At 43.3% G+C, this 25,211-nt stretch carries 25 protein-coding genes and 4 tRNA genes; 23 read left to right on the top strand and 6 right to left on the bottom strand.

The genetic code is table 11. The features are described 5' to 3' along the window. Positions 1-4 precede the first annotated feature (4 nt). Together ftsH and rsfS are read right to left on the bottom strand one after the other, a co-directional pair. Positions 5-2,134 carry an ATP-dependent zinc metalloprotease FtsH gene (ftsH, locus tag GV030_RS20505; RefSeq protein WP_159585220.1) on the bottom strand — a complete coding sequence of 710 codons (2,130 nt, stop codon included), beginning with the start codon at positions 2,132-2,134 and terminating at the stop codon, positions 5-7. 45 nt (positions 2,135-2,179) lie between these two features. After that, the gene (gene rsfS, locus GV030_RS20500) at positions 2,180-2,560 is read right to left on the bottom strand and encodes a ribosome silencing factor (protein WP_159585219.1); all 381 of its coding nucleotides are present in this window, start codon (positions 2,558-2,560) and stop codon (positions 2,180-2,182) included. An 86-nt stretch (positions 2,561-2,646) separates the two neighbouring features. On the opposite strand from rsfS, the gene GV030_RS20495 reads away from it, so the two are divergent. The 3 genes from GV030_RS20495 (at position 2,647) to GV030_RS20485 (ending at position 5,860) form a co-directional block, all read left to right on the top strand. Then, positions 2,647-3,366 carry a biotin--[acetyl-CoA-carboxylase] ligase gene (locus tag GV030_RS20495; RefSeq protein WP_159585218.1) on the top strand — a complete coding sequence of 240 codons (720 nt, stop codon included), beginning with the start codon at positions 2,647-2,649 and terminating at the stop codon, positions 3,364-3,366. Between the two features lie 49 nt (positions 3,367-3,415). Further along, entirely contained in the window at positions 3,416-4,723 is a 1,308-nt protein-coding gene (gene ahcY / locus GV030_RS20490) for an adenosylhomocysteinase (RefSeq protein ID WP_159585217.1), read from the top strand. Positions 4,724-4,786: 63 nt separating this feature from the next. Further along, on the top strand, positions 4,787-5,860 hold the full coding sequence (locus GV030_RS20485; protein ID WP_159585216.1) for a glycosyltransferase family 4 protein: 1,074 nt from the start codon (positions 4,787-4,789) through the stop codon (positions 5,858-5,860). Here the strand turns inward: GV030_RS20485 and GV030_RS20480 are convergent. Continuing rightward, positions 5,857-6,615 carry a glycosyltransferase family 2 protein gene (locus tag GV030_RS20480; RefSeq protein ID WP_159585215.1) on the bottom strand — a complete coding sequence of 253 codons (759 nt, stop codon included), beginning with the start codon at positions 6,613-6,615 and terminating at the stop codon, positions 5,857-5,859. The genes GV030_RS20485 and GV030_RS20480 overlap by 4 nt on opposite strands. 234 nt (positions 6,616-6,849) lie before the next feature. Between GV030_RS20480 and GV030_RS20475 the strand changes: the two genes are divergently transcribed. From GV030_RS20475 to nadD, 4 genes are read left to right on the top strand one after another with little or no spacing between them, the layout of a single operon-like run. Next, a complete protein-coding gene (locus GV030_RS20475; protein WP_159585214.1) occupies positions 6,850-7,434 on the top strand; it encodes a sigma-70 family RNA polymerase sigma factor in 585 nt (194 codons plus the stop codon). A 37-nt stretch (positions 7,435-7,471) separates the two neighbouring features. Beyond that, positions 7,472-7,738 carry an anti-sigma factor gene (locus tag GV030_RS20470; protein WP_159585213.1) on the top strand — a complete coding sequence of 89 codons (267 nt, stop codon included), beginning with the start codon at positions 7,472-7,474 and terminating at the stop codon, positions 7,736-7,738. 4 nt (positions 7,739-7,742) lie between these two features. Beyond that, a complete protein-coding gene (gmk, locus tag GV030_RS20465) occupies positions 7,743-8,312 on the top strand; it encodes a guanylate kinase (RefSeq protein ID WP_159585212.1) in 570 nt (189 codons plus the stop codon). Continuing rightward, positions 8,309-8,881, top strand: coding sequence for a nicotinate (nicotinamide) nucleotide adenylyltransferase (gene nadD, locus GV030_RS20460; protein ID WP_159585211.1), 573 nt, complete (start codon positions 8,309-8,311; stop codon positions 8,879-8,881). The genes gmk and nadD overlap by 4 nt, the downstream gene beginning before the upstream one ends. Positions 8,882-8,889: 8 nt before the next feature. Here the strand turns inward: nadD and frr are convergent, their stop codons facing one another. The 3 genes from frr to GV030_RS20445 form a co-directional block, all read right to left on the bottom strand. Further along, positions 8,890-9,450 carry a ribosome recycling factor gene (frr, locus tag GV030_RS20455; protein WP_159585210.1) on the bottom strand — a complete coding sequence of 187 codons (561 nt, stop codon included), beginning with the start codon at positions 9,448-9,450 and terminating at the stop codon, positions 8,890-8,892. A 4-nt stretch (positions 9,451-9,454) separates the two neighbouring features. Next, positions 9,455-10,159: a UMP kinase gene (pyrH, locus tag GV030_RS20450; RefSeq protein WP_159585209.1), complete on the bottom strand. Its 705-nt coding sequence runs from the start codon at positions 10,157-10,159 to the stop codon at positions 9,455-9,457. A gap of 75 nt (positions 10,160-10,234) precedes the next feature. Then, positions 10,235-10,816 carry a biotin/lipoyl-containing protein gene (locus GV030_RS20445; RefSeq protein ID WP_221413416.1) on the bottom strand — a complete coding sequence of 194 codons (582 nt, stop codon included), beginning with the start codon at positions 10,814-10,816 and terminating at the stop codon, positions 10,235-10,237. Between the two features lie 129 nt (positions 10,817-10,945). Here GV030_RS20445 and GV030_RS20440 point away from each other — a divergent pair. The 16 genes from GV030_RS20440 (at position 10,946) to rpsG (ending at position 25,196) form a co-directional block, all read left to right on the top strand. After that, positions 10,946-11,028, top strand: a tRNA-Tyr gene (locus tag GV030_RS20440). A 14-nt stretch (positions 11,029-11,042) separates the two neighbouring features. Next, positions 11,043-11,115: transfer RNA gene (locus GV030_RS20435), tRNA-Gly, on the top strand. 29 nt (positions 11,116-11,144) lie between these two features. Continuing rightward, positions 11,145-11,216: transfer RNA gene (locus tag GV030_RS20430), tRNA-Thr, on the top strand. A gap of 93 nt (positions 11,217-11,309) precedes the next feature. Next, positions 11,310-12,497, top strand: coding sequence for an elongation factor Tu (gene tuf, locus GV030_RS20425; protein WP_159585207.1), 1,188 nt, complete (start codon positions 11,310-11,312; stop codon positions 12,495-12,497). A 105-nt stretch (positions 12,498-12,602) separates the two neighbouring features. Beyond that, positions 12,603-12,675, top strand: a tRNA-Trp gene (locus GV030_RS20420). Positions 12,676-12,693: 18 nt separating this feature from the next. Further along, entirely contained in the window at positions 12,694-12,885 is a 192-nt protein-coding gene (gene secE, locus GV030_RS20415; protein WP_159585206.1) for a preprotein translocase subunit SecE, read from the top strand. Between the two features lie 3 nt (positions 12,886-12,888). Then, the gene (nusG, locus tag GV030_RS20410; protein ID WP_159585205.1) at positions 12,889-13,446 is read left to right on the top strand and encodes a transcription termination/antitermination protein NusG; all 558 of its coding nucleotides are present in this window, start codon (positions 12,889-12,891) and stop codon (positions 13,444-13,446) included. 4 nt (positions 13,447-13,450) lie between these two features. Continuing rightward, complete coding sequence (gene rplK / locus GV030_RS20405; RefSeq protein WP_159585204.1) at positions 13,451-13,894, top strand: 50S ribosomal protein L11; 444 nt, start codon at positions 13,451-13,453, stop codon at positions 13,892-13,894. A gap of 8 nt (positions 13,895-13,902) precedes the next feature. After that, positions 13,903-14,601, top strand: a complete 699-nt coding sequence (gene rplA / locus GV030_RS20400; RefSeq protein WP_159585203.1) for a 50S ribosomal protein L1 — start codon at positions 13,903-13,905, stop codon at positions 14,599-14,601. Positions 14,602-14,607: 6 nt separating this feature from the next. Beyond that, a complete protein-coding gene (gene rplJ, locus GV030_RS20395) occupies positions 14,608-15,135 on the top strand; it encodes a 50S ribosomal protein L10 (protein WP_159585202.1) in 528 nt (175 codons plus the stop codon). 30 nt (positions 15,136-15,165) lie between these two features. After that, on the top strand, positions 15,166-15,543 hold the full coding sequence (rplL, locus tag GV030_RS20390; protein WP_159585201.1) for a 50S ribosomal protein L7/L12: 378 nt from the start codon (positions 15,166-15,168) through the stop codon (positions 15,541-15,543). A 133-nt stretch (positions 15,544-15,676) separates the two neighbouring features. Further along, complete coding sequence (rpoB, locus tag GV030_RS20385) at positions 15,677-19,546, top strand: DNA-directed RNA polymerase subunit beta (RefSeq protein ID WP_159585200.1); 3,870 nt, start codon at positions 15,677-15,679, stop codon at positions 19,544-19,546. A gap of 51 nt (positions 19,547-19,597) precedes the next feature. Continuing rightward, positions 19,598-23,902, top strand: a complete 4,305-nt coding sequence (gene rpoC, locus GV030_RS20380) for a DNA-directed RNA polymerase subunit beta' (RefSeq protein WP_159585199.1) — start codon at positions 19,598-19,600, stop codon at positions 23,900-23,902. 2 nt (positions 23,903-23,904) lie between these two features. Then, positions 23,905-24,240 (top strand): DUF3467 domain-containing protein, encoded by a 336-nt coding sequence (locus GV030_RS20375; RefSeq protein ID WP_159585198.1) that lies wholly within the window; start codon positions 23,905-23,907, stop codon positions 24,238-24,240. Positions 24,241-24,337: 97 nt separating this feature from the next. Beyond that, entirely contained in the window at positions 24,338-24,718 is a 381-nt protein-coding gene (gene rpsL / locus GV030_RS20370; RefSeq protein WP_159585197.1) for a 30S ribosomal protein S12, read from the top strand. 10 nt (positions 24,719-24,728) lie between these two features. Continuing rightward, positions 24,729-25,196: a 30S ribosomal protein S7 gene (gene rpsG, locus GV030_RS20365; protein WP_159585196.1), complete on the top strand. Its 468-nt coding sequence runs from the start codon at positions 24,729-24,731 to the stop codon at positions 25,194-25,196. Positions 25,197-25,211 lie beyond the last annotated feature (15 nt).

The following is a 25,211-nucleotide window of genomic DNA, read 5'->3' as shown; positions in this document are numbered from 1 at the left end:
GTTTTTAGGACTGCTTTTTGTCCTCCAGTTCTTCCTCTGTTTCGGTGTCTACCGCACCATCTTCTTTTTGTACCTCCTGGATTACGTTGCTTTTCAGCTTAGCCAGCTCTTCTTGCTTCGCTTTTTCAGCCTCTAGCTTTTCAAGTGCCTCTTGTTCATCCCTTTCGTCGTTTACATTTTTATTATTAGTAAACCGCTCATAGGTAGTTTGATTCTCAAAAGGACGCTTACCAATCAGCCTGTCAAGATCACCCTGAAAAATAATCTCTTTTTCAAGCAGCTCCTTCGCTATGATCTCCAGTTCCTTGCCTTTTTCTTTAAGCAGCTCCTTGGTGCGGGCGTAGGCCTGATCTATGAGGCTCTTCACTTCCTTATCTATCAGCTCAGCCGTGGCATCAGAATATGGTTTGGTGAAATTATATTCTGATTGTTTACTGTCGTAAAACGAGACGTTCCCGATCTTATCATTCATACCGTACACAGTGACGATGCTGTAGGCCAGTTTGGTGATCCTTTCGAGATCGCTGAGCGCGCCAGTAGAGATTTTTCCGAAAACCAAATCCTCTGCCACTCTGCCACCCAGTGCCATACACATCTCATCCATGAGCTGCTCGGTCTGATAGAGAAACTGCTCTTTGGGTAGATACTGCGCATATCCCAGCGCGGCTACACCACGTGGCACGATACTCACTTTTACCAAGGGGTCTGCATGCTCCAGAAACCAACCCGCCACGGCGTGACCTGCTTCGTGATATGCCACGATTTTTTTCTCTTCAGGAGAGATGATTTTATTCTTTTTCTCCAGTCCACCAATGACTCTGTCAATGGCATCCTGAAAATCGGCCATATCAACGGCCTTTTTGTCACGTCGGGCAGCGATGAGTGCTGCTTCGTTACATACATTGGCGATTTCAGCTCCTGCAAACCCGGGGGTCTGTGCTGCCAGTTTTTTAGCATCCACATTTTCGTGCTGCTTGATTGGCTTCAGGTGTACTTTGAAAATAGCTTCTCTGCCAATAATATCTGGTTTGTCAATACTGATTTGTCTGTCAAATCTACCAGGTCTCAGCAGGGCAGAATCGAGTACATCAGGACGGTTAGTTGCCGCCAGTATGATTACTCCCGAGTCTGTGGAAAAGCCGTCCATCTCTACCAACAGAGAGTTGAGGGTGTTTTCTCGCTCATCGTTGGAGCCTGGCATTTGGCCCTTTCCCCGGGATCTGCCGATGGCATCTATTTCATCAATAAAGACAATACAAGGTGCTTTTTCTTTGGCTTGCTTAAAGAGGTCCCTTACCCTGGCAGCACCCACACCCACAAACATTTCCACGAAATCAGATCCTGAAAGTGTGAAGAAAGGCACGCCAGCTTCACCAGCCACCGCTTTGGCAAGTAAGGTTTTACCTGTTCCGGGAGGGCCTACAAGTAAGGCTCCTTTCGGAATTTTGCCACCCAGTGTCGTGAATTTCCCTGGGTTTTGAAGGAAGTCAACAATCTCTTTGATTTCCTCCTTGGCTTCTTCAAGACCGGCGGCATCATTGAATGTGATTTTGACTTTATTTTCAGCATCGAAAAGTGCCGCTTTTGATTTCCCGATATTGAAAATCTGACCACCGGGGCCACCACCACCTGTCATTCTTCTCATCAGAAACCAGAACCCGAAGATGATCAGGAATAGGAATCCCCAGTTGAAGATAAAGGTGGTAAAGTCCTGCCGCTCGTCTACTTCATACCCGATTTGCTGATCCTTGGGTAGTTTATCCATCAGCTCATTAAACTTCTGATTGAAGATTGTTGGGTCTACAATTTTGAATTTATAATGAGGTCCGCTATTGGTAGAAAACGGGGATTGTTCCTCTAACTCTATTTTGTATTTGGTGTTCTGCAGGGCCTCTGGTTTCAGTGTGACCTCCACCTCATCCTGATTTTTGATGAGAACGACCTTTTTCACATCGTTAGCTAAGACCATCTGTTCAAATCGCTTATCAGAGATTGAAACTGTGGTGTTACTACGGCTGAAATATGTAAATCCAAAAACCACGGTAATCAAGCCTACTATAATCAGTAGTTGATAGTTGGGTTTATTTGGCTTTCCACCCATTAGTGGGTTTTTCTGTCTCGGTTTATCCGCCATTATCTATTTGTAAAAGTTTAATTCGTACAACGCTCAGAAGGTGAATTAGTTCTCTTTGTCTATCTGGGTGACTTTAGCATCGCCCCATAGCTCCTCCAGACCGTAAAATTTTCTCTTTTCTTTATTGAAAACATGAGCAACTACATCTACATAATCAATGATGATCCACTCTCGGCTTTCTTTTCCTTCTCTTTTCCAGGGATTTTGAGTAGAATGCTTAAAGACCTCATCCTCTATAGAATCGGCAATTGCATCTATTTGAGTATCAGAATTTCCAGAACAGATGATAAAGTAATCCGCTACAGCGTTTTTCACTTCCCGAAGATCCATCACCACTACATCAGAAGCCTTCTTCTCCACCATACCCTGCGCCACCAGTTCACTTAATTTACTGGAATTAATTGCTTCTTTTGTTTTTACCTGCATTCAATCATTTTTTAGTCTTACTTTATCTTCAAAAATACTAATATACTTTGCATAAATACTTTGCCAAACCGCTATTTCTAGGCAAAATGCTCGAATTCCTGCCAGAATGTCACAGTACCAATGAGGAGCTGCTGCTAAGAATCCGTCGCGAAACCCTTAATGAGGGTCATGTATTACACACCGGACACCAAATAGCTGGAAAAGGACAACGAGGCAACGCCTGGCTGAGCGAACGCGGTAAAAACCTTCTTTTTTCCATTTATCTGACACCAAAAGTACTCTTGCCCAAACAGGCATATCTATTAAATATCATTTCAGGATTGGCAGTGGTAGATGCCTTAGTCCCAAGGGTAAGTGACAAAGTTGAATTGAAGTGGCCAAATGATGTCTATGTGGGTGATAAAAAAATCTCGGGCATTTTGGTAGAGACCATGATTGAAGGTGGTGTGATAGCAGATGCGGTAGTAGGAATAGGCGTAAATGTCAATCAATCCCACTTTCCTCTTGCAACCGCCACTTCCATTCTGATGGAAAGTGGTGTGACTTGCGAACTAGAGGAGTTACTGGAGCAGATCATTCAGCAGTTGGAAAAGTATTACCTGAAATTGAAATCAGGAGATACCAGAGGCCTTCTTGGGGCCTATTACAAGCTGATGAGGTGGCGTGGAGAAATCCACTCTTTCCGGGATAAAGAAGGGATATTTGAAGGCGAAATTATTGGCATTGACGATACTGGCAGGCTTACAGTCAAAACAAACAATATCGTCAGGCGTTTCGATGTGAAGGAAATAGCATTCCTCTATTAACAACCCAATACTTTTAATTTATTAATTTTGCGCTTGTAAAAATTGAGTCATGATTGAAGAAAAGCTGAACTACAAAGTAAAAGACATTAACCTGGCCGAATATGGCCGGAACGAAATAAGGTTGGCAGAGGCTGAAATGCCTGGTCTGATGGCCTTACGAGAAGAATACGGACCTTCAAAAATACTGAAGGGAGCCCGCATAGCAGGTTGTTTGCATATGACCATACAAACGGCCGTTTTGATAGAAACCCTCGTGGAGTTGGGAGCTGAAGTATCCTGGTCTTCATGTAATATATTTTCAACACAGGATCACGCTGCTGCGGCGATTGCTAAGGCTGGTGTGCCGGTATTTGCATGGAAAGGCCTCAATGAGGAGGAATTTGACTGGTGCATAGAGCAAACACTATTCGCGTTTGAGGGTGGTAAGCCTCTGAACATGATTTTGGATGATGGTGGAGACCTTACCAATATGGTATTGGATAGATACCCTGAGTTGGTAGAAGGGATTAATGGCCTTTCTGAGGAGACTACCACTGGTGTCCACAGGCTATATGAGCGCATGAGAAAAGGGACACTACCAATGCCTGCTATCAACGTAAACGACTCGGTCACCAAGTCGAAGTTTGACAACAAATATGGCTGTAAGGAGTCTTTGGTAGATGCGATCAGGAGAGCTACAGACATCATGCTGGCTGGTAAAGTAGCCGTGGTTGCCGGGTATGGCGATGTAGGGAAAGGCTCAGCAGCTTCATTGCGTGGCGCAGGAGTGAGAGTGATCGTGACTGAAATAGACCCAATCTGTGCGCTGCAGGCCGCTATGGACGGCTATGAAGTAAAGAGAATGGTGGATGCTGTGCCTAGAGCAGATATTATTGTTACTGCCACTGGTAACAAAGACATCATCCGAGGAGAGCATTTTAAACTCATGCATGACAAAACGATCGTTTGCAACATCGGCCACTTTGACAATGAGATTGATGTAGCCTGGTTGAATGGAAACTACGGAAGTACCAAGGTGGAGATTAAGCCTCAGGTAGATTTGTATAATATTGATGGTAAGGAAATCATTCTTCTCGCAGAAGGCAGACTGGTGAATCTCGGATGCGCTACCGGACACCCTTCTTTTGTGATGAGTAATTCATTCACCAACCAGACACTGGCTCAGATAGAGCTGTGGACCAACGTGAAGAATTATGAAAATGCCGTTTATACGCTTCCTAAGCATTTGGACGAGAAAGTAGCAGCGCTTCACCTCGCCAAAATAGGAGTGGAGCTTGAAACCCTATCTCAGGAGCAGGCAGAGTACATTGGAGTGACAGTGGCCGGGCCATTTAAACCGGATACTTACCGATATTAATCGCTCAACTTTAAATATCTTAGAAGGCGGCTTTTCTTAATGGAAGGCCGCCTTTTTTATGCCATGAAAATACTCTTCACCACGTGCCAGGGCGGAGTAGCCGGATCTACCCATTCTATTTATTATCTCGTTAGAGGCCTTGCCCGAAAAGGGCATGAGGTTCATCTGGCCTGTAGGAGGGGCTCTTTACTTTGGGATTTGGTCCAGAGACTGGGAAGTGTTGAATGTCATGATGTGCCTTTTGCGTCCTATCTGGATTTGGCCTCCGTCCGGGCAGTTGGTCGCATCGTCAGAAAACATCAGATCGACCTCATCAATGCACAGGGCGGGAAAGACCGCAACCTCACCATTCTTGCTAAGTGGGCATTCGCATTGGATGTGAAAATTGTTTTCACCAGAAGGCAAAGGCCACGAAATGAGCCGTGGATCAAACGATGGTTTCATACGGCCGGGACTTCAGGTATTGTGATGGTAAGCAAAGGATTGAGAGATATTTTTTTGGCAAAGGGTTATAATGAAGCTCACCTGAAAGTAATATTCAACGGCGTTCCAGAGGATCTTTTGCTGAATGTAAAGAAGGAGAACGTGGAGGAGCTCAGGAGGGTACATGGCCTGACCGGTAAGATCATCTGTTGTATCAGTAGGAAAAAACTGCAAGGAGAAATCATTAGCGCACTGAAATACCTTCCGGAGGATTACAGTATTTTATTTGTAGGGATTAATGAGGGCGATTTTGCGGAATGGCTAGCCAGTGAAAGCCCTAAACAACGCATCCTATTTACAGGCGTGGTGAGCCATGAGGAGGCACTTCATTACCTGCAGTTGGCCCATGTGAATGTGTTGCCCTCACATATGGATGGGTTCGGTCTGGCACTGGTAGAGGCCATGCTCAGCAGGGTTCCTGTGATTGGTTCAAGATTCGGTGGGATTCCCGATATTATACAAGATGGCGTGAATGGGTTCCTTTTTGACAATGGGGATTCTCGGGATTTGGCTGTGAAAATTCAGCGGCTGGCGGAGGATGAGATTTTGCGAGAGCAATTTGTGAATAGGGCCTATAAAGATGCCATTGAAAAATTTTTAGTAGAAAGAACAGTCACAGAGTATGAAGCGTACTTTACGGAGCTTATTGGCTAGTGCTTCATTTTTTGAAGCTGATGAAGCTTCTTGTATTTTAAATATTTCTCCATCATAGCCAGTCTGATGATTTGCCAGCCGTGTCGGCCGTCTAAAAAACCACCCCTAAAAAGATAACTTTTCACAAAGGAAGTGATGGGGCTCAGGATCATGCGGGCGAGTGAAAATTTTCTATTGCTGCCAAAGTATGTGGTGGCACTGATTTCTGCATACTTTTTGACCTGCCTTTGGTGCTCCTGGAGCGTTGAAAAAGTGAAATGAAGTAGATCCCCTTGAAGTTTTTTAGGTTTGATCCCTTTCCTAGGAAAAACCCTGTCATGCGGATTGCTCCCACCCCAGTGCGCCTCATGCTTATTCCATAACCTCACTTTCCAATCGGGATACCAGTCACCATGTCTTATCCACTTCCCACAATAGAACGATAGCCTGTTGAGTAAATAGGCCTGGTTCGGGAACCCCAGATCTTTTTCATGAAGTATACTGCCTGCCAGCTCCTCACTGAGGGCTTCGTCACCATCCAGTGAAAGCACATGATCGTATTGCGCCAGGGTGAGGACATGATTTTTCTGATCAATTTGGTTTAAGTAAGCTTTTTGCTCAAAACGTACACCGAGGTTTCTGCAAATGTCTGGTGTACGATCCGTAGAGAACGAATCAAGGATCACCACTTCATCAGATACTTTCTGCACACTCCGAATGCAACGCTCGATGTTTTGCGCTTCGTTGTAGGTAATGATGATGGTGGAGAGCTTCATTTTATTCCTTTCAGAAATCCAGAGGATACGTCGGGTTGTAAATACAGAGAGCGTAAATTAATGAGTACCGAGGTAACTCCGTTTTGTTGGGTAAATAAGTTCATTCTTATTTAGAATAAGTATAAACTATTTGAAGAGTGTAATCGTAAAAAGGTGTAGGTACATTGAAATGACCTTAAACAAATTGGTGTAGAGTTCGATTTTATTATTAGGCAAACAGAGGAGATTAAAGAAATGAGCGAGGAACAAGTAATCAGGCGTAAGTATTCCGATAAAGAACGAAAAAACATTTTCGACAATGAGTTTCTGCCTCATTTAGATGCTATGTACAATTTCGCCTACAGGCTCACCTTCGACCAGGACGATGCAAAGGACCTGGTTCAGGATACTTTCATGAAGGCATATCGGTTTATCAACTCTTTTCAGCAAGGCACCAATGCCAAGGCGTGGCTATATAGAATTCTCAAAAATAGCTTCATCAATGATTTCAGAAAGCGGAGTAAACAACCGGCCAAAGTAGATTATCAGGAAGTAGAGAACTTCTACAATTCGGAAGATGTTGATGAAAGCAGAACAGTAGACCTGAGGATAGATGCGGTGAAGGATATGATCGGGGATGAGGTGTCCAATGCGCTCAATGCATTGGCCGTTGATTTCCGAACGGTGATTATTCTTTGTGATCTGGAGGGGTTTACTTATGAGGAAATGGCGAAGATTCTGGACATTCCGATAGGTACTGTCAGGTCCAGATTGCACAGGGCCAGAAACCTTCTGAAGGAGAAACTGAAGTCATATGCCTTAACAATGGGCTACAAATAATATTTATTTATTTAGTTTGTGAAATAATTGCATCACCATGTCAGACAACTCTGAGAAGAAAGGATCGAATGATTGTAATGAGTTTGCGAAATGCCTCCAGTATCTACATCTAATGTTGGACAATGAAGCCACTGAGGAGCAGGAGATTTATCTGAAGAACCATATTCATAAGTGCATGGTTTGCTTCGAGCAGTACGAAGTAGAGAAACAAATCAGAGAACTGTTGCGAAGTAAACTTACCAATCAAAAAGTACCGGCTGACCTGGCGCAAGCTATAAGAAATAAAGTTTTTCAATCAGCCTGATCATATGAGCCGAGGCAAGGCAGTAATTTTCTGTGCACCATCAGGTGCCGGTAAGACCACCATTGTAAAGCATCTCATCGAGACCATTCCCAATTTGAAATTTTCGATTTCCGCGACTACACGTGCCAAAAGGGCTGGTATGGAAGAAGACGGAAAGGATTATTATTTCCTTTCGCAGGCAGACTTTCGCAAGAAGCTTGAGGCAGGAGAGCTGTATGAGTGGCAGGAGGTGTACCCCGGGGTATTCTACGGTACGCTCAAAGCTGAGGTGGAGCGTCTTTGGTCAGAAGGTTATCATGTGATTTTTGATGTGGATGTCATTGGAGGGGTGAACCTGAAGGAAGCACTTGGAGACAGGGCACTCTCTGTTTTCGTAAATGCTGAAAGTGTGGATGTGCTTCGCGAGCGTCTGGAGAAGAGACAAACAGAAACCAAAGAATCGTTGGAGCGTAGGGTCGGCAAAGCAGAGGCTGAAATGCAATACGCTGAGAAATTCGATTATGAGCTGATCAATAGAGATTTGAAGACCGCTTTCAGGGAAGCTGAGCAGGTTGTAAATGATTTCCTCAAATGAAAGTTGGACTCTTTTTCGGATCTTTCAATCCTATCCATGTTGGGCATTTGATTATTGCCAATGTGGCTCATCAGTCTACAGAGCTGGATCAGGTATGGTTTATCGTATCGCCGCAAAATCCATTCAAAAAAAATAAGAACCTCCTACACGAGTTTGACCGATATGATTTGGTACAGGCCGCCATTGAGGATGACTACCATTTCAGGGCGAGTGATGTGGAGTTTCAGATGCCCAGGCCCAGCTACACAGTGGACACCTTGGCCGTATTGACTGAAAAGCATCCCGATCATAGCTTTACCCTGATTATCGGGGAGGATAACCTGGGCTCGTTCACCAAGTGGAAGAATCATCAGGTAATTTTGGATCACTATGGGCTGATTGTTTACCCCAGGCCCAATGCTCAGAAATCAGATTTGACGGAGCACTCAAATGTGCGGTTGATAGAAGCGCCGGAGATGGACATATCGGCTACCCTTATCAGGAAAATGATAAGAGCAAACCGATCTATCAAATATTTGGTGCCTGCACGTGTGGAAGAAATGATTCAGGCACGTAAACTGTTTATTTGACCGTCAATTTAGAGGGTCATTATATCCTTCTCCTTCAGCTCCAGTAGGTCATCCAGCTTTTTGGTGTGGAGATCTGTGATCTTCTGCACTTCCTCTTCAGCTCCTTTTATGGCATCTTCAGAGGCTCCGTCTTTTAAGAGCTTCTTGAGCGAATCCATTACCTCTTTGCGCACATTTCGCACACTGATTTTGCCGTTTTCAGTCTCTGATTTGGCTTGCTTCACCAATGAGATTCTGCGCTCTTCGGTAAGGGGTGGTATGTTGATCCTGATTAATTCACCGTCATTCTGAGGGTTGAAACCAAGGTTAGAATTGATGATGGCTTTTTCTATTTCAGGGATCATCTTCTTTTCCCAGGGCTTTATGCTCAAAGTTCTGGCATCCGGTGTGGTCACTGAGGCTACTTGCTGTAGCGGAGTGCTTGCTCCGTAATATTCCACAGTGATTCCATCCAGCATGTTAGGCATGGCCTTACCAGCTCTTATTTTGGCCAGTTCGGAGTTGCAGTGGCTCACTGCTTTGTCCATCATTTCTTGTGAGTGATCTAAATAAAAGTCGATTTCCTCCATTGTGTTAATTGATTAAAGTACCCACCTCTTTTCCATCTATGATATCAAATAGATTTCCAGGCTTATTCATGTCAAATACGATAATTGGGAGATTGTTTTCCATGCAAAGGGTAAAAGCCGTCATGTCCATGATGCTCAGTCCTTTTTCGTAGGCCTCCTGAAAAGACACGTGAGTGTATTTGGTCGCGGTAGGATCTTTCTCAGGGTCAGCCGTGTAGACTCCATCTACTCGTGTGCCCTTTAGCACCACGTCAGCTTCAGTTTCGATGGCCCGCAGACTGGCAGTAGAGTCCGTGGTGAAGTATGGGTTACCTATACCAGCACCGAAGATGACAATCCTATTTTTCTCCAAATGCCGAATCGCTCTTCGTCGGATGAAAGGCTCACATACCTGTTCCATTTTCAGTCCTGACATCAGTCGGGTGTACATTCCGTGCTTTTCCAGCGTACTTTGCAGCGCCATGGCGTTGATGACAGTGGCCAGCATACCCATGTAGTCTCCCTGTACCCTGTCTATTCCTGACTTCTCTCCATCCACTCCTCTGAAGATGTTTCCTCCTCCAATCACTATGGCCAGTTCAAGGCCTTTTTCATGGACTCGTTTGATTTCCATAGCATATTGTTCCAGTCTGTTGGGGTCTATGCCATGTTGATTTTCTCCCATGAGGGCTTCGCCGCTAAGTTTGAGGAGTATCCTTTTATATTTCATGCAGGGCTATATAATTGTTTGTTGATTAAAATTTCACAAAAGTATAAAGATTACCATATCAAGCGCCCATGATCCTTAAAAAGATACCAGAACTTGATTTTTTTCCACGTTTTGACCTTTTCCAATGTGTATTTTCTGAATCGTGGCATTCACAGGAGATTTAATGATGTTCTCCATTTTCATGGCTTCCAGGATTAGAATGGTATCTCCTTCCTGAATCTCCTGACCCTCAGACACCGCTATATCGATGATGGTGCCTGGCATTGGAGCATTGATTTCATTGATTACCTCGTTGGTGATCACGTCCATTCCCAGGTCTTCCAGGATTTGGGCAATGTGATCTTTGGTGCTTACGCTGAATTCCTCTCCATTAATATTTAAGGTCAAGGTGCTGTCATGTGACTCCACTACCGAGATCTGATAGACGTGTTGATTTTGGTAAAGGAGAAATTCATTAGAAGACTTCTTGTGTAGGCTATAAGATGTTTCTTCGCCATTGATGAATGCCCCCCCTTCACGTTCCGCAATTTGAAACTCATTGCGCCCATTTACTTCTACTTTTAGTTTCATATCGGTCATATCATTTTCCAGGCCACTATAATAATGAAAATCAATGAACCTGGGCTGCGAAAAAGGGCCTCGGAAGGTTAAAAACATGCTTTGAAAAAATGATTCCAGATTTAACGGTAAAAATTTGATTAAAATAAAAAAGCGTATAATTTTGCATTCCCTTTTTCAAGGAGAACCGAAAAAGGGGAGTACTTTGATAGAGTATAAATGTTAGTTGGGGGGATACCAAAGCGGCCAACTGGGACGGACTGTAAATCCGTTGACTTATGTCTTCGAAGGTTCGAATCCTTCTCCCCCCACAAAATGTTAAAAAGCGGGTGTAGCTCAGTTGGTAGAGCGACAGCCTTCCAAGCTGTAGGTCGCCGGTTCGAACCTGGTCACCCGCTCGAATTATCAACCTTTTGAAATTCCCAAAGCCGATGTAGCTCAGGGGTAGAGTGCTTCCTTGGTAAGGAAGAGGTCACGGGTTCAAATCCCGTCATTGGCTCTTGTATCCTCAAGGGGAACCATTTGGTTGGTAATATTTGGGATATTTTATTTTGACTTATTTATTTAATATTTAAACCGAGGATTATCAGACATGGCTAAAGCAACCTTTGATCGTTCAAAACCGCACGTTAATATCGGTACTATTGGTCACGTTGACCATGGTAAAACCACATTAACTGCTGCTATTTCTTCTGTACTTGCCTCAAAAGGCCTTGCAGAAATGAAAGACTTTTCTTCAATTGACAATGCACCTGAAGAAAAAGAAAGAGGTATTACTATTAATACTTCACACATTGAGTATCAGACAGAAAAAAGACACTACGCGCACGTGGATTGTCCTGGTCACGCTGACTATGTTAAGAACATGGTTACTGGTGCGGCCCAGATGGACGGAGCTATCATTGTGGTAGCAGCGACTGACGGTCCTATGCCACAGACAAGAGAGCACATCCTTCTTTCTCGTCAGGTAGGTGTTCCTGCTTTGGTTGTTTTCATGAACAAAGTGGATTTGGTTGATGATCCTGAGCTTCTTGAGCTTGTGGAAATGGAAATCAGAGAGCTTCTTTCTGATTATGATTTCCCAGGTGATGACATTCCAGTTATCCAGGGTTCTGCTCTTGGTGCACTTAACGGTGAGCCTAAGTGGGTAGAAAAAGTAGAAGAGCTGATGAATGCAGTGGATGAGTTTATTCCACTTCCTCCTAGAGCAGTTGATAAAGAATTCTTGATGCCTGTAGAGGATGTATTCTCAATCACTGGTCGTGGTACTGTAGCTACTGGTAGAATCGAAAGGGGTGTAATCAACTCTGGAGATCCAGTTGACATCATCGGTATGGGTGCTGAAGGTCTTAAGTCTACCATCACTGGTGTGGAGATGTTCAGAAAGATATTGGACAGAGGTGAAGCTGGCGATAACGTTGGTTTGCTTTTGAGAGGTATTGAGAAGAGCGAAATCAGAAGAGGTATGATTATCTGTAAGCCTGGTTCTGTAACTCCTCACGCTAAGTTTAATGCTGAGGTATACGTTCTTTCTAAAGAAGAAGGTGGTCGTCACACTCCTTTCTTCAACAAATACCGTCCTCAGTTCTACGTTAGAACAACAGACGTAACTGGTGAGATCATGCTTCCTGCAAATGTGGAAATGGTAATGCCAGGTGATAACGTAACCATCGAAGTAAATTTGATCAACCCTATCGCTCTTGAAAAAGGTCTGCGATTTGCGATCAGAGAAGGTGGTAGAACTGTTGGTTCTGGTCAGGTTACTGAGATCCTTGACTAATTGAATTTCAAAACATTGCCATCTGGAAATTAATTTCAGATGGCATTTGTTTATAAATATTGATTCATCTAACTTTGCAGTCCTTTTGGGCTGCATGGTTTTTTTACGGGTGTAGCTCAATTGGTAGAGTAGTGGTCTCCAAAACCATTGGTTGGGGGTTCGAGTCCCTCCTCCCGTGCAATCTTTAAACATAACGATGGATAAGGTAATATCTTTTTTTAAAGAGGCTTACGATGAGTTGCTTCACAAAGTAACCTGGCCTAAATACGCTGATCTGCAAAACAGTAGCATCCTCGTTTTGGTCGCTTCTTTGATTTTCGCTCTGATGATAGGGCTTTTCGACTTTGGATTCGAAAATGCCATGAAATGGTTTTATAACGAATTTTAAGGGATGTCTGAGTTCAAATGGTACGTAGTACGGGCTATTAGTGGCCGTGAGAAGAAGGTAAAGGGTTACCTGGAACAAGAGATCGCTAGGAATGGCATTGAGCAACTGGTAACCCAGGTGCTTATTCCGTCTGAGAAAGTATACGAAATGAGAAATGGAAAGAAGCGTGTACGTGAGCGCAACTTTTTTCCAGGATATATCCTCATACAAGCTGATTTGAGCAATGGCGAGACTCAGCATATTATTACCAATACACCAGATGTTATTGGTTTTCTTGGTGAAGGTTCTACCAGCGCTTCCAAGGATCCTGTCCCACTTCGTCAAAATGAGGTGAACAGAATTTTAGGTAGAGTCGATGAAGCCGAGGAGTACGAAGAGAAACTTGATACACCTTTTATAGTGGGTGAGTCGGTAAAAGTTATGGATGGTCCATTCAGTGGCTTTACCGGTACTGTAGAAGAGGTATTTGAGGATCGAAAGAAGTTAAATGTTACAGTTAAAATTTTTGGAAGAAACACTCCTGTAGAGTTGAATTACATACAGGTAGAAAAACAAGAATAATCTAATGGCTAAAGAGATAACAGGTTATTTGAAACTCCAGGTTAGGGGAGGGGCGGCAAATCCTTCTCCTCCAGTAGGACCAGCACTTGGTTCTAAGGGACTAAATATCATGGAGTTTTGTAAACAGTTCAATGCAAGAACTCAAGATAAGCAGGGTCAATTGCTCCCGGTAGTTGTTGCGATCTATACTGACAAGTCTTTCGATTTTGTAATTAAAACACCTCCAGCTCCAATATTGATTATGGAAGCTGCTAAGTTGAAAAAAGGTTCTGCTGAGCCAAACCGTGCGAAAGTAGGTTCTATCAGCTGGGATCAGGTGAAGGAAATTGCCGAGTTGAAAATGCAGGATTTGAATGCTTTTCAAATTGAAGCAGCGATGCGTCAGGTAGCTGGTACAGCAAGAAGTATGGGAGTAAGAGTTTCTGGTAAAGCGCCTTGGGCTAACTAAATAGTACAATGGGAAAGATTACGAAAAATCAGAAAAAAGCTGCAGAGCTTGTTGACGTAAATAAGGAATACTCTATCGAAGAGGCTGCTCAATTGGTAAAGGATATTACCTTTTCCAAATTCGATGCGTCTGTTGATATTGATATTAGACTGGGTGTAGACCCACGTAAAGCGGACCAGATGGTTCGTGGAGTGGTGGCTCTGCCTAACGGGATTGGCAAAGAAGTGAAGGTGCTAGTGCTTTGTACTCCAGATAAGGAGGAAGAGGCTAAGGCAGCTGGAGCGGACTATGTAGGTCTTGACGACTACATCACCAAAATAGAAGGTGGATGGACTGCGATCGATGTGATCATCACAATGCCAACAGTAATGGCTAAAGTGGGTAAGTTAGGTAGAGTACTCGGACCAAGAGGATTGATGCCTAACCCTAAGTCAGGCACTGTAACCATGGATATTGCTCAGGCGGTAACCGAGGTAAAGGCAGGTAAGATCGACTTCAAAGTTGATAAAACAGGAATTATTCATACAAGCATTGGTAAGATCTCCTTTGATCCAGAGAAGATCATGCAAAATGCAGTAGAGATGATTCAAACTGTGGCGAAGTTGAAACCTTCTTCAGCCAAGGGTACATATTTTAAATCAATCACACTATCCAGTACAATGAGTAAGGGAATAGCTGTTGATAAAAATAGCATAGCTGGACTATAAGACGTTATGACTAGAGAAGAAAAAGCACAAGTGATTGCTGGTTTAACAGAAAAATTTCAGCAAACAGACCACTTCTACATCACTGACACATCAGGACTGACTGTTGAGCAAATCAACAAGTTCAGAGAGATGTGCTTCAAGAAAGGTGTGGAGTACAAGGTTGTGAAAAATACTTTGATCAAGAAAGCTCTTGAAAATCTTGACAATGACTATTCATCATTGGATAGTACACTTAAAGGATTCTCAGGGATCATGTTTGTGAATGAAAACGCAAACATACCTGCCAGAGTCATTAAAGACTTCAAGAAGGAAGATAAAGATCAGAGACCTAAGTTTAAGGCTGCTTCCATAGATTCAGATATTTTCATCGGTGAAGACCAGTTAGAGATTTTGAGTAAGCTCAAGTCTAAACAGGAACTTATTGGTGAGGTTATTTCATTACTTCAGTCGCCTGCTAAGAATGTTATTTCCGCTCTACAGAGTGGTCAGCATACAATAGCCGGACTGGTAAAAACACTTTCAGAAAGAGAATAAGATTTTTAACAAAATTAATTGACAATTAAAATGGCAGATTTAAAAGAATTCGCTGAGCAACTAGTAAACCTTTCAGTAAAAGAGGTAAGTGAACTAGCTACAATCCTTAAAGATGAGTATGGTATTGAGCCTGCAGCCGCAGCAGCTCCTGTAATGGTAGCTGGTGGTGGTGATGGTGGAAGTGCTGCTGAAGAAAAATCATCTTTTGATGTTGTACTTAAGTCAGCTGGTGCCGCTAAGCTTGCAGTTGTGAAACTAGTAAAAGAACTTACAGGTCTTGGACTAAAAGAAGCTAAGGAATTAGTGGATGGTGCTCCAAGTAACGTAAAAGAAGGCGTAGCTAAAGATGAAGCTGAGGCGCTGAAAAAGCAGCTTGAAGAAGCTGGTGCCGAGGTTGAGCTAAAATAATTTGATTTTCATCAACTAAGGTTTAGGCCTGGCTCCCATCCCGATATCCATCGGGATAAGGATCAGGTCTTTTCCTGTTTGTATCTACCACATATTGTTCTTGATCCTTATTTTGAACTAAACAGATAAAGCTTTGGCTAAAAATACATCTGAGAGAGTTAATTTCTCTTCTATAAAATCTGTAATCGATTATCCTGATTTCCTTGACGTACAGCTAAAGTCATTCGTTGACTTTTTCCAGCTGGACACTCCTTCTGAGAAAAGAAATTCCGAAGGACTGTATAAAGTGTTCATGGAGAACTTTCCTATCAGTGATTCCAGAGAAAATTTCGTGCTGGAATTTGTCGATTATACTGTTGACCCTCCAAAGTACTCAGTTGATGAGAGCATCGAGAGAGGTTTGACGCACTCTGTTCCCCTCAAAGCTAAGCTTCGTTTGCTTTGCAATGATGAGGAGAATGAAGATTTTGAGACCATTGAGCAGGAAGTCTTTTTGGGGAATATCCCATATATGACCGCTAAGGGGTCTTTCGTAATCAATGGAGCTGAACGAGTGATCGTTTCGCAGTTGCACAGGTCACCAGGTGTGTTCTTTGCTCAAAGCAAGCATACAAATGGTACCCACCTTTATTCTGCAAGGATTATTCCTTTCAAAGGATCCTGGATCGAATTTGCTACGGACGTCAACAATGTGATGTATGCCTATATCGATCGAAAAAAGAAATTTCCTATTACCACACTTCTGCGATCAATAGGATATGGATCTGATAAAAAAATATTGGATCTTTTCGGCCTGTCCGAAGAGATCGACGCTACTGAAAAGGAGCTTAAGAAAGTAATAGGCCGTAGACTGGCTGCCCGAGTACTGCGTACCTGGACTGAGGATTTTGTGGATGAAGATACCGGAGAGGTTGTATCCATTGACAGAAATGAAGTCATCCTCGAAAGAGATGGTATTATTTCTGAAGATGATATAGAGACAATTCTGGAATCCGGCAGCAAGTCAATTGTCCTTCACAGAAAGGATGTTAACATCACGGATTACTCCATTATATATAACACGCTTCAGAAGGATAACTCAAACTCCGAGAAGGAGGCTGTTGAGCAGATCTATCGTCAGCTGAGAAACACAGATGCTCCGGATGAGCAGACTGCACGGGATATTATTCAAAATCTCTTCTTCAGTGACAAACGTTACGATCTGGGAGAGGTAGGTCGATACAGAATCAACAAGAAGCTTGGTTTGGATATAGGGTACGATAAGAGAACCCTTACTACAGAGGATATTATCCTGATTGTGAAGTACCTGATCGGGTTGATCAATAGCAAGGCAGTTGTCGATGATATTGACCACTTGAGCAATAGAAGGGTAAGAACAGTGGGTGAACAATTGTACGCTCAATTTGGTGTGGGTCTTGCCAGAATGGCCAGAACGATCCGCGAGCGAATGAATGTTCGTGACAATGAGGACTTCAAACCAGTTGATCTGATCAACGCTCGTACATTGTCTTCTGTGATCAACTCATTCTTTGGTACTAACCAGCTGTCTCAGTTCATGGATCAAACCAACCCACTGGCTGAGATTACGCATAAGAGAAGAATGTCTGCACTCGGACCAGGTGGTCTTTCGAGAGAAAGAGCAGGTTTCGAAGTACGTGACGTTCACTACACTCACTACGGTAGACTTTGTACGATTGAAACTCCTGAGGGACCAAACATTGGTTTGATCTCTTCACTTTGCGTACACGCCAAAGTGAACCAGATGGGTTTCATCGAAACACCTTATAGGGATGTGGTAGAAGGAACTGTGGATATGACAGGTAGTGTAAACTACCTCACTGCAGAGGAAGAAGATACTTATAATATTGCTCAGGCCAATGCGCCTTTGGATGATAAAGGTAACTTCCTCAACGATAAAGTAAAGGCGCGTTTCGAAGGGGATTTCCCGGTAGTGGACCCCAAAGATTTGAAATACATGGATGTGGCTCCGAATCAGATTGTATCGGTAGCGGCCTCTATGATTCCGTTCCTTGAGCATGATGATGCCAACCGTGCATTGATGGGCTCTAACATGCAGCGCCAGGCAGTACCATTGTTGAAGCCACAGGCTCCAATCGTTGGAACTGGTTTGGAGAAGCGTGTAGCCATTGACTCACGAGCGTTGGTGATTGCTGAAGGTGATGGTGAGATCGAATATGTAGACGCTAAGAAAATAGTTGTCAGATATGAGCGTACAGAAGAAGATTTGCTCATCTCTTTCAATAGTCCAAGTGTTACCTATGAACTGATTAAGTTCAGAAGAACTAACCAGGATACTTGTATCAACCTGAAGCCAATTGTGACTAAGGGAGATAAGGTAACCAAAGGCCAACCTCTGTGTGAAGGTTTTGCTACTGAGAACGGCGAGCTGGCCCTTGGAAGAAACCTGATGGTGGCATATATGCCATGGCAAGGATACAACTTTGAGGATGCGATTGTAATTTCTGAGAAAGTGGTAAGAGAGGATATATTTACCTCTATCCACATTGATGAATACGATCTTGAAGTAAGGGATACCAAAAGAGGTGAAGAGGAACTTACCTCGGAGATTCCAAACGTGAGTGAGGAAGCCGTTAAGAACCTTGATGAAAATGGTATTATCCGAATCGGTGCTGAAATCAAAGAAGGTGATATCCTGATTGGTAAAATCACACCAAAAGGTGAGACTGATCCTACTCCGGAAGAAAAACTATTGCGCGCCATCTTTGGAGACAAAGCCGGTGACGTAAAAGATGCTTCATTGAAAGCTTCTCCTTCATTGAGAGGTGTGGTGATTGACACTAAACTCTTCTCAAGACCTAAGAAAGATAAAGATCTTAGATCAAGAACGAAGAAAGAAGTAGAGATGCTGAAAAACCGCTACAGCGGAGAGCTTACTGAGATCAGAAATCAAATGATCGATAAGTTGGCAAAGCTTCTCGAAGGGAAGACATGCCAGGGAATCAAACATAAGTTTGGTGAAGAGGTCATGTCTAAGGGGACTAAGTTCAACAGAAAGAACATTGAGGCAAATCTTTTCCCACCTAAGAATGCTTATAGGGATGAGAGTAACTACAATGTACCTGAAGAAGCCAATTTGATTTCAGATTTGATCATCGAAGATTGGGCAACTGATCAGCATACCAATGATCTGATCTTCAAAATGGTGAAGAATTATATCAATGCGAGAAACGAAGTGTCGGGAATCTTCAAAAGAGAGCGTTTTACGCTTGAGGTTGGGGATGAGCTTCCTGCAGGTATTGTTCAGTTGGCCAAAGTCTACGTGGCTAAAAAGCGTAAACTGAAAGTTGGTGATAAGATGGCTGGTCGTCATGGTAACAAGGGTGTTGTAGCCAAAATTGTTCGTGATGAAGACATGCCTTTCATGGAAGACGGAACTCCGGTGGACATTGTATTGAACCCGCTTGGTGTACCTTCTCGTATGAACATCGGTCAGATTTATGAAACAGTTCTTGGATGGGCTGGACTAAGGTTGGGTAAGAAATATGCAACTCCGATTTTTGATGGTGCTACTGAGGATGAAGTTCAGAATGAACTAAAAGAAGCAGGGCTGCCTTCATTTGGTCGTACTTATCTATATGATGGTTTGAGTGGAGTTCGCTTTGATCAACCTGTTACAGTAGGTGTGGCATATATGCTAAAACTTGGTCACCTGGTAGATGATAAGATGCACGCAAGAAGCATCGGACCATACTCACTCATCACTCAGCAACCACTTGGTGGTAAAGCGCAGTTTGGTGGTCAGAGATTTGGAGAGATGGAGGTATGGGCACTTGAGGCATTTGGTGCCGCCCATGTTTTGCAAGAGATCCTTACCATTAAGTCGGATGACGTGATTGGTAGAGCAAAAGCCTACGAGGCAATTGTGAAAGGTGAGAATATGCAGAAGCCAAACATCCCTGAATCGTTCAACGTATTGGTTCACGAGCTTCGTGGATTGGCACTTGAAATTACCTTAGACTAATAAATTGGATAACAGCCCCGCTCTGCGGGGCTATACATAGATCATTTAATTATGGCGTTCAGAAAAAATAAAAAACTGTCTAACGATTTTTCTAAAGTAACGATTAGTCTGGCATCACCAGAGTCGATTTTAGAAAGCTCGCATGGTGAAGTTACTCAGCCTGAAACGATTAACTACAGAACCTACAAGCCTGAAATGGGTGGATTGTTCTGCGAGCGAATCTTTGGTCCTGTTAAAGACTGGGAATGTCATTGTGGAAAATATAAGCGAATCCGATACAAAGGAATTATTTGCGACCGTTGTGGAGTAGAGGTGACCGAGAAGAAGGTCCGTAGAGAGCGAATGGGTCATATCGAATTGGTGGTACCTGTTGCACATATCTGGTATTTCCGATCACTTCCTAACAAAATAGGTTATCTCCTGGGTCTTCCCACGAAGAAGCTGGATCAAATCATATACTATGAGCGATATGTAGTAATCCAGTCAGGTATCAAAGAGGAAGATGGAATCAATGAGATGGATTTCCTCACAGAAGAGGAGTATCTTGATATTCTGGATAAACTTCCTCGGGAAAATCAACTGCTGGATGATGATGATCCTCAGAAGTTCATTGCAAAAATGGGTGCTGAGGCTTTGGAAATGCTTTTGTCGAGAATTGAACTTGACGAGCTTTCTTATCAGCTTCGTCATCAGGCAGCTACTGATACCTCACAGCAAAGAAAAGCTGAGGCACTTAAGAGACTAAGGGTGGTTGAAGCCTTCAGAGATGCCAAAACCAGAATTGAGAATAAACCAGAATGGATGATCATTAAAATGGTTCCGGTGATACCACCAGAGCTACGTCCTTTGGTACCTCTTGATGGTGGAAGATTTGCTACCTCGGATTTGAATGACCTTTACAGAAGGGTAATTATCCGTAACAATCGTCTGAAGAGATTGATCGACATCAAAGCACCAGAAGTAATCCTTAGAAATGAGAAGAGGATGCTTCAGGAAGCTGTGGATTCACTGTTTGATAACTCAAGAAAGGTGAATGCTGTAAGGTCTGATGGAAACAGAGCGCTGAAGTCTTTGAGTGATATGCTCAAAGGAAAGCAAGGTCGATTCCGTCAAAACCTGTTGGGTAAAAGGGTTGACTACTCTGGCCGTTCGGTAATTGTGGTTGGACCGGAGCTGAAAATGCACGAGTGTGGTCTTCCTAAGGATATGGCAGCTGAGCTTTTCAAGCCTTTTGTGATCAGAAAGCTGATCGAGAGAGGTATTGTAAAGACGGTGAAGTCCGCTAAGAAGATAGTTGACAGAAAGGATCCGGTAGTTTGGGATATCCTGGAGAATGTACTGAAAGGGCACCCTGTTCTTCTTAACCGGGCTCCTACACTTCACAGGTTGGGTATTCAGGCTTTCCAGCCTAAGTTGATTGAAGGAAAAGCGATTCAGCTACACCCTCTGGTTTGTACAGCATTCAACGCCGATTTTGATGGTGACCAGATGGCTGTTCACGTTCCACTTGGACACGAGGCGGTTTTGGAAGCGTCATTGTTGATGCTTTCTTCTCACAATATTCTAAACCCTGCCAATGGAGCTCCTATTGCGGTGCCTTCACAGGATATGGTATTGGGACTCTATTATATCACCAAGGGACGAAGAAGCACTCCTGAAAAGCCGGTAATTGGTGAAGGACTTTCTTTCTACAGTGCAGAGGAAGTGATCATTGCCATCAATGAAGGCAAAGTTTCTCAGCATGCTTACGTGAAAGTAAGAACAAAAGTGAGAAATGAGAATGGCGAGCTTGAGACCAAGGTCATTGAGACGGTGGCAGGACGAGTATTGTTCAATTTGCACGTGCCAGAAGAGGTTGGTTTCGTGGATGAACTTCTTACTAAGAAAAAACTACAGAAGATTATATCTACTGTATTCAAAATCACAGGAATGGCCAAGACAGCTCATTTCCTTGATGATATTAAGGAATTAGGATTCCAGACAGCCTACAAAGGTGGACTGTCAATGGGTCTTGATAACATTCAGATTCCAGCAGAAAAAGAAGCACTCGTGGCGCAGGCCAAAGAGGAAGTGGAAGCTGTATGGAATAATTATTTGATGGGTCTGATCACAGACAATGAGCGTTACAATCAGGTAATTGATATCTGGACGAGAACGAACACGTTGCTGACTAACACGCTGATGCAGCAGTTGGAAGAAGATGATCAGGGATTCAACTCAATCTACATGATGATGCACTCTGGAGCCCGAGGTTCAAGAGAGCAGATTCGTCAGTTGGGTGGAATGAGAGGGCTGATGGCCAAGCCTCAAAAGAATCTTCAGGGTTCTGTAGGTGAGATCATTGAAAACCCTATTCTTTCTAACTTCAAAGAAGGACTGGATGTAATTGAGTACTTCATCTCTACTCACGGTGCGAGAAAAGGTCTTGCAGATACGGCTTTGAAAACAGCGGATGCTGGTTACCTCACCAGACGATTGGTGGATGTGGCACAGGACATGGTTGTGAACGAAGAAGATTGCGGTACTTTGAGAGGCTTGTCAGTACAGGCATTGAAAGACAATGAGGAGATAGTCGAATCACTTTTCGAAAGAATCCTTGGTAGGGTTTCAGTACACGATATCTATGATCCGATTACCGAAGAACTCATCGTTGAGTCTGGAGCGGAGATCACTGAGGAAGTGGCTGTAAAAATTGACGAAACAAGCATCGAAGAAGTTGAAATCAGGTCTGTATTGACTTGTGAGACTAAGCAAGGTGTGTGTGCAAAATGTTATGGACGTAACCTGGCAAGTGGTCGTATGGCCAATATGGGTGAGTCTGTGGGTGTTATTGCTGCACAGTCTATTGGAGAGCCTGGTACTCAGCTTACCTTGAGAACTTTCCACGTTGGGGGTACTGCCTCTAACATTGCGGTGGATGCCAACATCAAAGCTAAGTTTGATGGATTTATCGAGTATGATGAACTGCGAACTGTGGATTCTGAGGATGAAGAAGGCAACAAGGTGAAGAAGGTGATGGGCCGTTCTGGAGAGATCAAGATCCTTGACAATAAGAAGGAAAGAGTATTGATTACAAACCATGTGCCTTATGGTGCCATCCTGAAAGTAAGTGATGGAGATAAGATTGCCAAGGGTGACGAAATCTGTAACTGGGATCCATACAATGCCGTGATCATGGCGGAGTTTGATGGTAAGGCAGAGTTTGATTCCATCATTGAGGGCGTGACCTACAAAGAGGAGTCTGACGAGCAGACAGGACACAGAGAGAAAGTAATTATAGATACTAAAGATAAAACCAAGAACCCGGCTGTTGTGGTCGCGGGTAAGGATGAGTCCAAAGGGTATAACATACCAGTGGGCGCTCACCTTGCTGTGGATATTGGTGATAAGATCAAAGCGGGTCAGGTATTGGCTAAGATTCCTAGAAAAACAGGTAAGTCGAGAGACATCACCGGGGGTCTTCCTAGGGTTACAGAGCTTTTCGAAGCACGAAACCCATCTAATCCGGCAGTAGTAAGTGAAATCGATGGAGTGGTGACTTATGGAGGGATCAAGCGTGGTAATCGTGAGATCTTCATCGAGTCAAAAGATGGCGTGAAGAAGAGATATCTCGTGCCTTTGTCTAAGCACATCCTTGTACAGGATAATGACTTTATCCGTGCAGGTGATGCACTCTCAGACGGAGCGATTACACCAGCCGATATCTTATCGATTAGCGGACCTACAGCAGTTCAGGAATACCTCGTGAATGAAATTCAGGAAGTATACAGACTCCAGGGTGTGAAAATCAACGATAAGCACATTGAGGTAATCGTGAGACAGATGATGCAAAAGGTTATTATCATCGATGCCGGTGACACTAGCTTCTTGACCAATCAATCGGTTGATAGATTCGCTTTCATGGAGGAAAATGATAATATCCTTGACAAGAAGGTGGTTATGGATCCAGGAGATTCAGAAACCTTGAAAGCAGGGATGATCATTACCAGCAGAAAGCTGCGTGATGAGAATTCTAACCTGAAAAGAAGGGACATGAAGATTGTTGAGGTACGAAATGCCGAGGCAGCCGTTTCTAAGCCTATTCTTCAGGGGATTACCCAAGCTTCGCTTGGAACCGAAAGTTTCATCTCTGCGGCTTCATTCCAGGAGACAACCAAGGTACTTAGTGAGGCCTCTATTAGAGGTAAAGCAGATTACTTGAGCGGACTTAAGGAGAATGTGATTGTAGGACATCTGATTCCAGCAGGAACCGGAAACAGAAACTTCCTGAACCACATAGTAACCTCTAACGAGGATTATGAAAATCTGGTAGCAGCTAAAGAACAGTTTGCGAATTCAAAAGAACTGGAGTCTTAAGTATGGATCCTAAAGATGAAAAAAAGGGAGGCAATAAGCCGTCCAATCAAATCAATATTGAATTGTCCGAGGAAACAGCCGAGGGCGTTTATGCAAATTTGGCGATGATAGCTCACTCTAGTAGTGAGTTTGTCATCGATTTTATTCGGCTCATGCCGGGTGTGCCAAAGGCAAAGGTGAAATCACGAATTGTGATTACTCCCGAACATGCAAAACGCCTCTTAAAGGCCCTGGAAGACAATATCAATAAGTTCGAAAGCTCGTATGGAGACATCAAAAGTGTGGAAGAAACACCAAAGTTTCCAATGAATTTCGGAGGAACTATGGGAGAAGCATAAAATTCTCTACGATAATTCGCATTTGGATTGTGATATAATACCAACTATTTCTATCTTTGCGTTCCCAAAAAAATTGGATAATAAGAAATAAAGCATAATGCCAACTATTCAGCAATTAGTAAGAAAAGGCAGAAAGAAGTTAACTTCTAAATCAAAGTCTCCTGCTCTGGATTCATGTCCACAGCGAAGGGGTGTGTGCACAAGAGTGTATACTACCACGCCTAAGAAGCCTAACTCTGCCATGAGAAAAGTAGCCAGAGTTAGACTAACTAACGGAAAAGAAGTAAATGCCTATATCCCTGGCGAGGGTCATAACTTGCAGGAACACTCTATCGTGCTTATACGAGGTGGAAGGGTGAAGGATTTACCTGGTGTGAGATATCACATTATTCGTGGAGCTTTGGATACTGCCGGAGTGAATGGGCGAACACAAAGAAGATCTAAATACGGAGCTAAAAGGCCTAAGGATAAAAAGTAAAATCTGAGAAATGAGAAAAGCTAAGCCAAAGAAGAGGTACATCCTTCCTGATCCTATTTATCAGGATACCTTGGTGACTAAATTTGTTAATAACCTCATGTTGAGTGGGAAGAAGAGTATAGCCTATTCTATTTTCTACGATGCCATCAAATTGGTTGAATCCAAAACCAAAGAGAATGGAATTGAGACTTGGAAAACTGCATTGAATAATGTTTGCCCAGGTGTGGAAGTAAAAAGCCGACGAGTGGGTGGGGCTACTTTCCAGGTGCCGATTGAGGTTCGTCCCGAAAGGAAACTTTCTTTGGGTATCAAATGGATGATCAAATACGCCAGACTTAGAGGAGAGAAGACGATGATGGAGCGTTTGGCAGGTGAAATTATTGCTGCATCGAAAGGTGAGGGTGCTTCTATCAAAAAGAAGGACGATACTCACAGAATGGCCGAGGCTAACAAGGCGTTCTCACATTTCAGATTCTAAAAATCAAAATCACTA

This window comes from Marinoscillum sp. 108, assembly GCF_902506655.1.
GTDB classification, from domain to species: Bacteria; Bacteroidota; Bacteroidia; order Cytophagales; family Cyclobacteriaceae; genus Marinoscillum; species Marinoscillum luteum.
This window is presented reverse-complemented; position numbering and strand designations above follow the sequence as displayed.